Source organism: uncultured Veillonella sp., from assembly GCF_905209685.1.
GTDB lineage: Bacteria > Bacillota > Negativicutes > Veillonellales > Veillonellaceae > Veillonella.
Genome location: NZ_CAJLUB010000038.1, coordinates 1 through 13259 on the forward strand (window position 1 = coordinate 1; position 13259 = coordinate 13259).

The 13259-nt window shown below is 39.4% G+C and carries 13 protein-coding genes; 12 read left to right on the forward strand and 1 reads right to left on the reverse strand.

Annotation, left to right across the window (positions count from 1 at the left end):
* The 5 genes from QZ055_RS04400 to QZ055_RS04420 all read left to right on the forward strand — a co-directional run.
* On the forward strand, positions 1 to 577 hold a 577-nt coding region (locus QZ055_RS04400), incomplete at its 5' end, for a CoA pyrophosphatase (RefSeq protein ID WP_295824917.1).
* Between the two features lie 77 nt (positions 578 to 654).
* A complete protein-coding gene (gene ppsA, locus QZ055_RS04405; protein ID WP_295824919.1) occupies positions 655 to 3036 on the forward strand; it encodes a phosphoenolpyruvate synthase in 2382 nt (793 codons plus the stop codon).
* A 98-nt stretch (positions 3037 to 3134) separates the two neighbouring features.
* The gene (locus QZ055_RS04410; protein WP_295203132.1) at positions 3135 to 3764 is read left to right on the forward strand and encodes a helix-turn-helix transcriptional regulator; all 630 of its coding nucleotides are present in this window, start codon (positions 3135 to 3137) and stop codon (positions 3762 to 3764) included.
* A 10-nt stretch (positions 3765 to 3774) separates the two neighbouring features.
* Positions 3775 to 4596 carry a pyruvate, water dikinase regulatory protein gene (locus tag QZ055_RS04415; protein WP_105089295.1) on the forward strand — a complete coding sequence of 274 codons (822 nt, stop codon included), beginning with the start codon at positions 3775 to 3777 and terminating at the stop codon, positions 4594 to 4596.
* The gene (locus QZ055_RS04420) at positions 4593 to 5582 is read left to right on the forward strand and encodes a deoxyguanosinetriphosphate triphosphohydrolase (RefSeq protein WP_295824921.1); all 990 of its coding nucleotides are present in this window, start codon (positions 4593 to 4595) and stop codon (positions 5580 to 5582) included. Before QZ055_RS04415 ends, QZ055_RS04420 begins: the two co-directional genes overlap by 4 nt.
* A 107-nt stretch (positions 5583 to 5689) precedes the next feature.
* Here QZ055_RS04420 and rpmB read toward each other — a convergent pair whose 3' ends face one another.
* Positions 5690 to 5878, reverse strand: coding sequence for a 50S ribosomal protein L28 (gene rpmB, locus QZ055_RS04425; protein WP_005386334.1), 189 nt, complete (start codon positions 5876 to 5878; stop codon positions 5690 to 5692).
* A 223-nt stretch (positions 5879 to 6101) separates the two neighbouring features.
* Here rpmB and recG point away from each other — a divergent pair, with 223 nt between their 5' ends.
* The 7 genes from recG to QZ055_RS04460 form a co-directional block, all read left to right on the forward strand.
* Positions 6102 to 8144 (forward strand): ATP-dependent DNA helicase RecG, encoded by a 2043-nt coding sequence (gene recG, locus QZ055_RS04430; protein WP_295824922.1) that lies wholly within the window; start codon positions 6102 to 6104, stop codon positions 8142 to 8144.
* A 131-nt stretch (positions 8145 to 8275) separates the two neighbouring features.
* On the forward strand, positions 8276 to 8461 hold the full coding sequence (locus tag QZ055_RS04435) for a 4-oxalocrotonate tautomerase (protein WP_105089292.1): 186 nt from the start codon (positions 8276 to 8278) through the stop codon (positions 8459 to 8461).
* A 76-nt stretch (positions 8462 to 8537) separates the two neighbouring features.
* Entirely contained in the window at positions 8538 to 9992 is a 1455-nt protein-coding gene (gene guaB, locus QZ055_RS04440) for an IMP dehydrogenase (RefSeq protein ID WP_295824924.1), read from the forward strand.
* 15 nt (positions 9993 to 10007) lie between these two features.
* The gene (locus tag QZ055_RS04445; protein WP_295824925.1) at positions 10008 to 10730 is read left to right on the forward strand and encodes a WecB/TagA/CpsF family glycosyltransferase; all 723 of its coding nucleotides are present in this window, start codon (positions 10008 to 10010) and stop codon (positions 10728 to 10730) included.
* Between the two features lie 14 nt (positions 10731 to 10744).
* Positions 10745 to 11386, forward strand: a complete 642-nt coding sequence (locus tag QZ055_RS04450; protein WP_005386340.1) for a phosphatidylserine decarboxylase family protein — start codon at positions 10745 to 10747, stop codon at positions 11384 to 11386.
* A complete protein-coding gene (gene pssA, locus QZ055_RS04455) occupies positions 11379 to 12050 on the forward strand; it encodes a CDP-diacylglycerol--serine O-phosphatidyltransferase (protein WP_295824926.1) in 672 nt (223 codons plus the stop codon). Before QZ055_RS04450 ends, pssA begins: the two co-directional genes overlap by 8 nt.
* Before the next feature lie 19 nt (positions 12051 to 12069).
* Positions 12070 to 13259, forward strand: a 1190-nt coding sequence (locus QZ055_RS04460; protein WP_295824928.1) for a glycosyltransferase family 2 protein, incomplete at its 3' end; no start/stop codon positions are given.

Sequence of the window (13259 nt, forward strand, 5' to 3'; positions counted from 1 at the left end):
TATAACTGCGGCAGTAGCGGTTCCATTATTAGAAATCGATGGGGAAGATCATGTAGTGTTTACTGTGCGCAGTAACAAACTCCGCCGTCAGCCTGGTGAAATTAGCTTTCCTGGTGGCCACTGTGAACCTAATGATAAAAGCGGTGCCCATGCTGCCATACGTGAATGCTCTGAAGAACTGGGTATTGATTTAGATCAAATTGAACTTCTGGGCAATTTAGACTGCTTAGTTTCTGCAATAGGTGTCAAACTATATGCCGTAGCCGTGCGCCTACATACAAACGATTTGAAACCAAATCCAGACGAAGTAGGAGAGGTATTTACAGTTCCACTAAAGTATCTACTAGATATGGAACCGACGGTAGGTCATCTAGACATTGGAACGAAACCGTTAAAAGACTTTCCGTTCCATTTATTAGAGGGCTACAACATTGATTGGAAAATCAGGCAAAACTACTCCGTTTATTTCTATCCTTATAAACAATACACCATATGGGGGCTAACTGGGCGAGTACTGAAGAACTTTTTAGATATATATAGGGAGATAGATTTGCATAATAATCCTCATATAAATTGACAGATTGTAAATTAAGGTATACTATTTATGTGTAAAAGGTTTAATGTGTTGCACTAATTAATCTAGGAGGTTCTCACATGAATCGCGAAACAGCATACGTACTTTGGTTTGATGAATTACGACGTGAAGATGTTAATTTAGTTGGTGGTAAGTCTTCTTCCTTAGGGGAATTGACATCCTCCACTAATGTGCCTGTACCTTACGGTTTTGCTACAACTGCTCATGGTTATCGTGAGTTTATGAAAGCAACAGGTTTGGAAGATAAAATCCGCGCTGAACTTGATGCATTAGATGATGTAGAAAATTCTGCATTATTGCGTGAAGTATGTGCTAAAATTCGCCGCATGATTTGCGAAGAAGAAATGCCTAAAGAATTGGCAGATGCTATCCGTCATGCTTATGAAGAACTTGGTAAAAAAGTAAACGAAGAAAATCCATTCGTAGCAGTTCGTTCTAGTGCAACAGCAGAAGACTTGCCAGATGCAAGTTTCGCAGGCCAACAAGATACATATTTAAATGTACGTGGTGCTGATGTTATTATTCAAAAAGTAAAAGAATGCTACGCATCTACTTTCACAGACCGTGCAACATATTACCGTGTAAAACAAGGTTTCGATCATATGACAGTAGCATTGAGTGCAGCTGTTCAAATGATGGTATTCTCTAAAGCTGCTGGCGTAATGTTCACTGTTGACCTTGTAACAGGCAATGATAACAATATTCTTATCGAAGGTTCTTGGGGTCTTGGTGAATACGTTGTACAAGGCACCGTTACACCAGATAATTTCCGTGTAGATAAAGCTAAAATGGAAATTACAGACCGCATGATTAATGACAAAAATATCCGTTTAGTTCGTAAAGCTGACGGCGACTGTGTTGAAGAAGTTGTTCCAGCAGATGAAGCTAAACAACAAGTTATTACAGATGCTCAAGTGTTAGAGCTTGCTGAATATGCAAAAGCAATCGAAAAACATTATGGTTGCTATATGGATATGGAATGGGGCGTAGATGAACGAGATGGTAGAATTTGGATTTTACAAGCTCGTCCAGAAACAGTTTGGTCCCGTAAAGAAAAAACAGAAGTATCCGAAAAACCTAGCACATTAGATGCAGGTAATCGCGATATTATCGTAAAAGGTTTACCAGCATCCCCTGGTAATGCAGCAGGTAAAGCTCATGTTATCATCAATCCTGAAGATATTGATGAGTTCAAAGAAGGCGAAATTCTTGTCACAGCTATGACAGCACCTGACTGGGTGCCAGCAATGAAAAAAGCAAAAGCTATTGTTACTGATGCCGGTGGTATGACTTGCCATGCGTCAATCGTTAGCCGTGAGCTTGGTATTCCTTGTATCGTAGGTACTAAGAGCCGTAGCCATGAAGCAACTACATCCATTAAAGATGGTCAAATGATTACAGTAGATGCTACAAATGGTATCGTATATGATGGCGTATTAGAAGATATCGTTAAAAAGCCAGAAGCACAAGCTACTGCAAATGTTGTTGCTGAATCTGTTCCTGTAACAGGTACTAAGATTTACATGAACTTAGGCGATCCTGACTTGGCTGAAAAACATGGTGTATTACCATGTGATGGTATCGGTCTTATGCGTGAAGAGTTCATTTGGACTACTTTCATCCATGAACATCCATTATACCTTATCGAAACAGGTCGCAGTGATTTCGCTGTAAATACATTGGCAGAAGGTATGCGTAAAGTTTGCCAAGCTTTAGCTCCTCGCCAAGTTGTGGTTCGTTTGAGCGACTTTAAATCTAGCGAATACCGTGATCTTAAAGGTGGCGACAAATACGAACCACATGAATCCAGCGCATTACTTGGCTGGCGTGGTGCTTCTCGTTACTACGATCCTAAATATACACCTGCTTTCAAATTAGAATTAGAAGCAATCAAAAAAGTACGTAACGAATTTGGCTTCAAAAACTTACAAGTTATGATTCCATTCTGCCGTACTGTAGAGGAAGCTGAACTTGTAACTAATTTGATGGCTCAAGAAGGCCTTGTACGCGGTAAAGATTTCAAAATCTGGCTCATGGCTGAAATTCCAGCAAATATTATCTTAGCTGATCAATTCAATAAATATGTAGATGGTTATTCCATTGGTTCTAACGATTTGACAATGCTTGTTCTCGGTTGTGACCGCGATAACGAAACAGTTCAACATATTTACGATGAACGTAATTTAGCTGTTCGTAGAGCGATTCGTCATCTTATCGAAGTGGCACATAAAGATGGTAAAACTGTATCCATCTGTGGCCAAGCACCAAGTGTATACCCTGAACTTTGCGAATTCCTTGTGAAGAGCGGTATCGACTCCATTTCTGTTAATCCAGATGCAGTTGTAAGCACTAAGAAAATGGTGGCTCAAATCGAACAAAGAATTATGCTCGATGCTATGACTGGTCGTGGTCGTCAAGAATCTGACGAACTAAATTGGTAATAATATAGTTATGGTAAAAGAGGAGGCCTGTAGGTCTCCTCTTTTTCTGAATGGTAACTTAGGATATAATACAAACAGAGATGAAAGGGGGTTACCGTGTGAAACTGTCGAAACGACAAGAACAAATTGCTCAAATCGTTCGTGAAGAAGGACCTGTTACAGGTAGTGCTATTGCTGAACATTTAGAGGTTACGCGATCTGCATTGCGTTCAGATTTGTCTGTTTTAACTATGCTAGGTGTCTTAGATGCACGCCCTAATGTGGGCTACTACTATGTGGGGCTTTCAAAAGAAACACAAACAGCGGAGCGATTAAAGTCATTTCTGGTAAGTGATGTATTATCCCAAGCAGTCGTAGTCAATGGGGATACAAGTTTGTATGACACGATTGTTACTATATTTACTGAGGATGTAGGTACCATTTTAGTGTGTGATGATTCCTATTTAGTAGGTGTCGTATCCCGTAAGGACTTGTTGCGTGCCTCTATGGGGCAAACAGATTCGCACACCATGCCTATATCTATGATTATGACCCCTGTAAGCAAGGTTATAACTGTGGAGCCTACAGATACGTTAGTAGAGGCTGCTCAGAAGATGATAGATTATGAGGTGGATTGTTTACCTGTTGTCGTTCGCGAGGATGTGGAAAACAAGAAACGTCTAAAGGTTGTAGGCCGCGTATCTAAAACGACGGTAACAAAAGTATTTTTAGAATGTAGCATACATTGAGGTTGATAGAATGGCAGAAAAAATTATTTATGCAATATCGGACTCCCTTGGGGAGACCGCAGAGGCTGTAGCAAGAGCTACGGCGAGTCAATATGATAAGGAACAAATTGAAATTGTTCGTATTCCTTATATTGATAGTGAAAGCCAAATTGATGAAATCATAGCAGATGCAAAACGTGGTAACCATGTTATTTGTCATACTATTGTATCTGAATCTTTGCGTAAATATCTTCATGAAAAAGTAGCAGAATATAACATTCCTGCTGTAGATATTATGGGTCCAGTTCTCGATGCAGTAGGCACAGTAGCATCTACAAAGCCTCGCATGACTGCTGGTATGGTTCATAAACTAGACCAAGAATATTTCAAAAAGGTTGAAGCTATTGAGTTTGCTGTAAAATATGATGATGGTAAAAATCCATCTGGCTTTGAAAAGGCTGACGTAGTCATCATTGGTGTATCTAGAACAAGTAAGACACCATTGTCTATGTTCTTGGCATACAAAAAAATTAAAGCTGCTAACTTGCCATTGGTGCCAGAGGTACCATTGCCAGAGGAATTATTTAAAATTCCAGCTAAGAAAATCGTGGGCCTTATTATCGACCCATTTAAGTTAAATAATATTCGTAGTGAACGTTTACGCGCTATCGGTTTAGAGGACGAAGCAAATTATGCTTCTATTGAGCGTATTCAATCCGAACTAGAATACGCGAAGGCTATTATGCGTCGTTTGCATTGCCAAGTGTTAGATGTTTCCAATAAATCTATCGAAGAAACAGCATCTCTTGTTATGCAACTTATCGACCGTAACCGCGCATCGGAGGGTAAATGAATATACGGGAACAAATAGAGGAGCGGGAGGCGTTACTCCTTTCTCCTTATGCTTCAAAAAGCCGTGATGCAGTCCGTGATATTGAGGAAGCTCCCGATCCACTTAGAACTGCCTTTCAACGAGATCGGGACCGCATAATTCACAGTAAATGTTTTAGACGGTTAAAGCACAAGACACAAGTTTATATTGCGCCAGGTGACCATTATCGTACGCGTATGACTCACACCCTTGAAGTGGGGCAGATTGGTCGTACAGTGGCTCGTGCATTGCGACTCAATGAGGATTTGGTAGAAGCTATTGCCATGGGGCATGATGTGGGACATACACCATTTGGTCATGTTGGGGAATATGCGTTACGTGATATGGTAGGTCATTTCAATCATAATGAACAAAGTTTGCGCATGGTTGAAGTGTTGGAAAAACATGGTGAACATCAAGGACTTAATTTAACGACTGCTGTGCGCGATGGTATTGTAGGTCATACAGGGGCTACAATTCCAGTTACCTTAGAAGGTCAAATTATTCGTATCGTCGACCGCATTGCCTATTTATGTCACGATTTTGATGATGCACAGCGTGCCGGTATGTTGACGGCCGAGGAATTACCTTTTGAAGTGCGTGAACACTTTGGTATGACTCCTTCTAGCATGATTACAGCCATGGTTGAAGATATGGTGTGCGAATCTTTAGATAAGCCTGTTATTTCTATGTCCGCTGATATAGAGATGACCATGAATCTATTCCGTCAATTTATGTTTAAAAATGTCTATTTGGCGCCAGCTTTAATTCCTGACCGAAATAAGGCATCTCATGTGGTGAAAAACTTATTTACTCACTTTATGGAGCATCCTGATGATATGGAGGGCTGTGAAAGTAACCGTGAGTTTTACTCCACTCGTGATGTAGTGGATTATGTGGCCGGCTTAACTGATCAATATGCTATTAAGTTGTTTAAACAGTACTATATTCCCAATATTACCTTGTAAGACTTTTAGTAATAGGTATATAGATAACAAAAAAAGCAGTTAGTTCAAATGAACTAACTGCTTTTTTTGGGGCTCTAGAACCCCAAAGAGTACATGTACTTTTTATTTTACGCGCGTGTAATTTTATTAGAACGAAGGCAGCGAGTGCATACGTTAACTTTTTTAGTAGCACCGTCTACAACCGCCCGTACTCTTTGAATGTTCGGTTTCCAAGTTTTTCTTGTGCGAATGTGAGAGTGACTCACGTTCATACCGCTAGATGTGGATTTGCCACATACTTCGCAAAGGTTTGCCATAGTTTCCACCTCCAAGCTTAATCTATAATATAACAAAAGTATATTATCATAAAGACATAGTTAAAGCAAGTGTTTTTATCATACATATTGCTCTTTTTATGAAATATACTACAATATAAGGTATACTATATATCATATTCTATGATATGAATGGGCTTTTATACAAGGATATACAGAAATTGGATATATCCTCAGTGTTTATCGTATATTTAAAGGAGTTTCTATGGATGAACGGTTAACGACCATTAAAGGAATTGGTCCTGGTCGGGAGAAACAATTGCATAAGCTAGGGATTACGAATGTAACATCATTGTTGACATATTTCCCTCGGAGCTATGAAGACCGCCGTACAATTTATAGAATTGGTGAATTAAAGTCTGGTATGACCGGTGGCGTTGTGGGGAATGTTATTGCTGTACAAGAAAAACGCCCTCGACCTAGATTGTCTATATTAGAGGTGGTCATTGCAGATGGTACTGGTCCACTAAAGATTGTATTATTTAACCAAGGGTATAAAAAGAACTTTTATAAAAAAGGGCAGCGTCTATATGCATATGGCAAAGCAGAATTTCAATATGGGTCTATGCAAATGAATACGCCCCAAATAGAAAGTTTAGGAGATGGTGGAGAGCCTGATCGTGGCATTGTTCCTATTTATGCCTTGGCTGATGGAGTGTCTCAATTTGTGGTGCGCTCATCAGTACGCAATTGGTTTGCCGCTAATCATGAATTGCAAGAGATTTTGCCTACTGAGGTTCGTGAATCACATCAATACATGAGTCGCTATGATGCATTTAAAATGATGCATTTCCCGGATTCTTCAGAGCGATATGAAGAAGCGCGTCATCAATTGGCCTATGAAGAGTTATTTGTCATGCAATCTGGATTGGCCTTGTTGCGGAATAAAGAGCAGTGTCATAAAGGACCTAAGATGGGACCTAATGGGGACTTAATGGCTCAGTGTATAGAAAACTTGCCGTTCTCCTTAACAGGTGATCAACAGCGTGCATTAGAAGACATTCGCATCGACATGGAAGATGAACGTCCTATGCAACGATTATTGCAAGGTGATGTAGGTTCTGGTAAAACTGTTGTGGCTACATTGAGTTTGTTGAAGGCCATCGAAAATGGTTACCAAGGGGCATTAATGGCCCCTACGGAGATTTTGGCGGCTCAACATTATGAAGGCATAACAGAGGTATGTCGTAATTTAGGTATTACTATAGAGTTATTAACTGGTTCTACTACAAAAAAAGAAAAAGAGCGTATCTATGAAGGCTTAGCTGACGGATCAATTAATATGATCATCGGCACTCATGCGCTTATTCAGGAAGGTGTTAACTTCCATAATTTAGGTCTCGTCATTATCGACGAACAACATCGCTTTGGCGTAGAACAACGGGCGCGATTACAACAAAAGGGTACATACCCACATGTGCTGATTATGACGGCTACACCAATCCCTCGAACCATGACATTATCTGTGTATGGCGATTTAGCGGTTTCTTTAATTAAAGAAATGCCACCAGGGCGTAAGTCTGTTAAAACGTATGCTGTAGATAGCTCATATAAAGAACGATTGAGAAACTTCTTCGGCAAAGAAATGGCAGAAGGACGTCAAGTTTACGTAGTATGTCCTCTAGTAGAAGAGTCTGAAAAATTAGACTTACAGGCAGCAGAAGAACTGTATTTAGAATTAAAAGAGTACTTTTACAAGGCCTATGAAGTTGGCCTTGTACATGGTCGCATGAAACCAAGTGAAAAGGATGAAGTGATGAATGCCTTCCATAAGGGAGAGATTTCATTACTCGTTTCTACTACCGTTATTGAAGTTGGTGTCAATGTGCCTAATGCGACCATTATGTGCATTGAAGGGGCAGAGCGATTTGGTTTATCACAATTGCACCAGTTGCGTGGCCGTGTAGGCCGTGGATCTCATCAATCCTATTGTATTCTTGTAAGTGATTCAAAAAATGATGTAAGCCAAGAGCGTTTAAAATTGATGGAACAGACACAGGATGGTTTTGAACTTGCCGAACAAGACTTATTATTGCGTGGTTCTGGTCAATTATTCGGCTTAGCTCAATCGGGATTACCTGATTTACGAGTTGCCAATATAATTAAAGATATTGAAATATTGGTACAGGCTCGCAAGGATGTATTAGATTTTGCAAGCCAACATGGAATGGAAAAACTTGAATCTGTAATGAAAGAAGAATTAGAAAAAAGATTTGGTGAAAAATTTCTTAGAATATTGTATAATTAAGAGGTAGGAATAATAAGTACATAAGTAGCGATAATATTAGATTTTATCTGGGTTTTTCCCTTGTGTATCTGTTCCTCATACCGTATAATAGAACAAACAAATTTATTTCATTTTCATCTATGGAGGTCAATATGCCACTTATTCATGTAGAGCTCGTTGAAGGGCGCACAAAAGAACAAAAAAAACAATTAGGTGAAGCTATCACTAAAGCTGCGGTTGATATCGTTAATGTACCTGCTGACGCAGTAAAAGTTATCTTCGTAGATATGAAAAAAGATGATTATATGGAAGGCGGCATTTTGCGGTCTGAACGCTAAGCTACGACTGACCGCCTAGTCCAATGTGGACTAGGCGGGTCGTAGTTTTGTTTTATTATACGGAAAGGAATTAAATATGAGAGACGATAAATTCGGTATGCGTGGACTAACTTTTGATGATGTTTTATTAGTACCAGCAGCTTCTGATGTGCTACCACATCAAGTAGAGTTAAAAACTCAATTAACTCGTGACATTACGTTAAATATCCCTATGATTAGTTCTGGGATGGATACAGTTACTGAATCCCGTATGGCTATTGCTATGGCTCGTGAAGGTGGCCTTGGTGTTATCCATAAAAATATGTCTATTGAAGAACAAGCTCATGAAGTTGATAAGGTAAAACGCTCTGAACATGGTGTTATCGTTGATCCTATTTTCTTAAGTCCTCAAAATTTACTATCTGATGCAGCAGAAATTATGGGAAAATATAAAATTTCTGGTGTACCTATCACAGTACATGGTAAACTAGTAGGGATCATTACAAATCGCGATATGCGTTTTGAAACTGATTTAACTCGCCAAATCGGAGACTGCATGACAAAGGATTCCCTTGTTACTGCACCAGAAGGTACTTCTCTTGAAGAGGCAAAAGCAATTTTAAGTGAACATCGTATTGAAAAATTACCTCTCGTAGATGGCGATGGAAACTTAAAAGGCTTAATTACTATAAAAGATATTGAAAAAGCGACAAAATATCCAAATGCTGCCAAGGATAGCAGTGGTCGATTATTAGTAGGTGCTGCTGTTGGTGTATCTAAAGATTTATATGATCGTCTTGATGCACTTGTATCCGCAAAGGCTGACGTAATTATTGTAGATACAGCACATGGTCACTCTGCAGGTGTACTTCGTACATTGAAAGATATTAAACAAGCCTATCCTCATATTCCTGTTATTGCAGGTAATGTGGCGACTGCAGCTGGTACAGAGGCTCTTATTGAAGCTGGTGCAGATGCCGTTAAGGTTGGTATTGGACCTGGCTCTATTTGTACAACCCGTGTTATCGCAGGTATTGGGGTACCTCAAATCACTGCAGTATATGAGTCTGCTCAAGTAGGTCGTCGCTATGGAATTCCTATCATCGCTGATGGGGGCATTAAATATTCTGGCGATATTGCCAAAGCTATTGCGGCTGGTGCCAATGTAGTTATGATGGGTAATATTTTAGCTGGTACTGATGAAAGCCCAGGGGAAACAGTGATTTACCAAGGTCGTTCCTATAAAGTATACCGTGGCATGGGTAGCTTAGGGGCTATGAAGCTTGGTAGTAAAGATCGATATTTCCAAACAGAAGCTAAGAAATTAGTTCCTGAAGGTATTGAAGGTCGCGTACCTTATAAAGGTATGTTGGCTGATACAATTTTCCAAATGGTTGGTGGTTTGCGTGCAAGTATGGGGTATTGCGGATGTCATAACATCCAAGAAATGATTGAAAATACTCAATTCATTCAAATTACAGCGGCTGGTTTAAAAGAAAGTCATCCGCATGATGTAAGCATTACCGTTGAAGCACCAAATTATAGTGGTTGATAATGGAGTATTACATTGAATAAACGTATTTCTGTTTTATCTGTGCCTATCGATTGTGTAACAATGGATGAGGCAGTCCAACGTATTTTGCAATTAACTGAAGAGCCGGGGCTACATCTAGTAGCCACGGCTAATGCAGAAATGGTTATGTTGGCTAATGAAAATCCTACATTGCATACCATATTGAATAATGCTAGTCTTGTCGTTCCCGACGGGGCTGGCATTTTGTGGGCTGCAGAGCGTCAAGGCGAACATGTGCCTGAACGTGTAACGGGGGTAGACGTAACAAAACGATTATTTAAAGTTGCGGCTGACCAGCAAATTCCTGTATACTGCTTAGGGGCAGCACCTGGTGTTGCTCAACGAGCAATTGATAATTTATCTGCCCAAGTTGGACCATTAAATATTGCAGGGATTCATGATGGATTCTTCGATAGCGCAGAGGAACAAGAAATCGTTAAAGCTATTGGGGAGTCTAAGGCAAAATTAGTGTTTGTTGCCTTAGGCGTACCAAAGCAAGAACAATGGATTTCAGAAAAATTGAGTCACCTTGATGGCGTTGTTGCCATTGGTATTGGTGGTTCCTTTGACGTTTTGGCAGGTAATATTCCTCGGGCCCCAGAATGGATGCAACGCAATCGTCTTGAATGGTTGTATCGATTATATTTAGAACCTCAACGGATTGGCCGCATGTTGGCTATTCCTAAGTTTATGTGGACCGTTATTAGAAATAAATAGAGGAGTGTTGAATCGTGCCTACAGGACCAATAATTAAGGAAGGGTTTCCACTGATAGGGGCTATGCTCATTATCACTGTGGTGTTAGGATTTTTAGGACATTATGTAATTGCGATTATTTCATTTATTTTGGCATTATTTTTCGTCAATTTTTTTAGAAATCCTAAACGTGTAATCCCTCAAGATCCAGATTTAATTTTATCTCCAGCAGATGGTAAAATTATGGATATTTCTGATGTATACGAAGATATTTACTTACATAAAGAATGTAAAAAAGTAACTATTTTCTTATCTGTTTTCGACGTACATGCCAATCGTGCGCCTATTGACGGTAAAATTACATACCGTCATTACACAATGGGCAGTTTCTTGCCTGCTTTTAAAGATGATGTAGGCTTTGAAAATGAACGTCATACTATTTGTATTGAAAATGATCGCACTTCCGTATTAGTAACACAAATTGCGGGCCTTTTAGCGCGTCGTATCGTATCTTGGACGGATCTTGATAGTGTGCTTGAACGCGGTCAATTGTACGGGATGATTAAATTCGGTTCCTGTACTGAAATCTACATGGATAAGGATGTAGAGTTGTTCGTGGAAAAAGGTCAACATATTACAGGTGGAGACACTGTTATTGGGAGGTTGCGTCATGAATAAATCTATTATTCCAAATTTATTTACTAGTGCTAATTTAGCCTTCGGTGTCCTTGGCATCACATTCTCTGCTACAGGTAATACTTTCTATGCAGCTATTTGCGTACTATTATCCTTAGTTGCTGATGGTTTAGATGGTCGTGTAGCGAGAGCATTAGGTGTAGCAGGTCCTATGGGGCGTGAATTAGACTCTTTATCTGATGTAGTGGGCTTTGGTGTAGCACCGGCTTATATGCTATATATGAAAGAGCTATACGGTTTAGGTTGGATTGCTTATGTTCCTTTACTAGCATTTGCTGTATTAGGCGCATTCCGTCTTGCTCGCTTTAACATCAAAACTGAAGAAGTTCATGGTTACTTTGAAGGTTTGCCAATTCCAGCAGCAGGTTGCTTGGCAGCTACTTACGTATTGTGTGGCGTAGAGGTACCTCAATTTGTACTAGTAGTTTGTATGATAGGTGTAGGCTTCTTAATGGTTAGTGAAGTAAAATATCCAGACTTCAAAGGTAAATCTGCGGTTAATATTAATAAACTTTCCATTGTACTCACTGCTATTTTTGTTATAGCTTGTCTCGTTTATGATTGGCATACATGGGCCGTGATGATTTTTGCTGGCTATGTAGTGTTTGGCCTTACTAATGGGGCGTTAAATATGGTGCGTAAATAAGTGTGTGGAGGATAATAGTATGAATTACCTACTGGATCTGATATTGATCCCTATGCAGGTAATAATCGTAATTTATACGGTTTATTATTTTGTGCTCGCCGTAATTGGTATGTGGCGGTCTCGAGTACATAAAAACTATACCCCTAAAAATTCCTTTGCTATCGTTGTATGTGCTCATAATGAGGAAGCAGTGGTTGGTGAGTTGGTAAAAAACTTACGTAGTTTGGACTACCCTGATGAGTTGTACGATATCTTTGTTGTTGCCGATAACTGTACAGATAAGACTGCTGAGGTAGCAAGTGCTGCTGGTGCCAATGTACATGAACGATTCAATAAAGAAGAAGTAGGCAAAGGCTATGCCATGGGGTGGATGTTTGATCGTGTGGAAAAAATGGATCGGAAATATGATGCCTTTCTTATCTTTGATGCCGATAATTTAGTACATCCTCAATTTATGTTAGAAATGAATGATCATCTTGAAAAAGGTGAGTCTGTAATTCAAGGTTATTTGAACTCTAAAAACCCAACAGACTCTTGGGTTGCGGGTACATTTTCCATCATGTTTTGGATGGTTAATCATATGTGGCATTTAGCAAAATACCGCATTGGCTTGTCCACAGCACTAGGTGGTACTGGTATGTGTATACGTACATCTATCATCCGTGAATATGGCTGGGATTGTAATAGCTTGACTGAGGATATGGAATTCTCTATGAAGCTATTAACACATGGTCTTAAAACTACTTGGGCTCACGATGCCATTGTGTATGATGAAAAAGTTACGACTATGATGGCTTCTTGTAAACAACGTTTACGTTGGGCACAAGGTCAATTTGACTGTGCGGATCGATATATTCCTAAATTATTTGCCGCAGGTATTAAACAAGGAAATATCGTTATCCTAGATGGCATTTTACAAGTTAGTCAGCCTTATTTCTTATTGTTGACAACTATATATTTAGTATTTTCATATATCAATGCATATGTGCCGATTTATACAAATATTTTATATCAAATTATGCCGATGTCTGTATGGCAAATTATTGGTATTGGTCAATATTTGTTCCCACTTATTGTGTTGTTAAAAATTAAAGTTCCACCTAAAATTTGGTTCTACTATTTGTTATATCCAATTTTTGTATACTCTTGGGTTCCTGTAAATATTTTAGGTTGGTTCCGTCGTCATAATAAGGAATGGTCTCATACAGT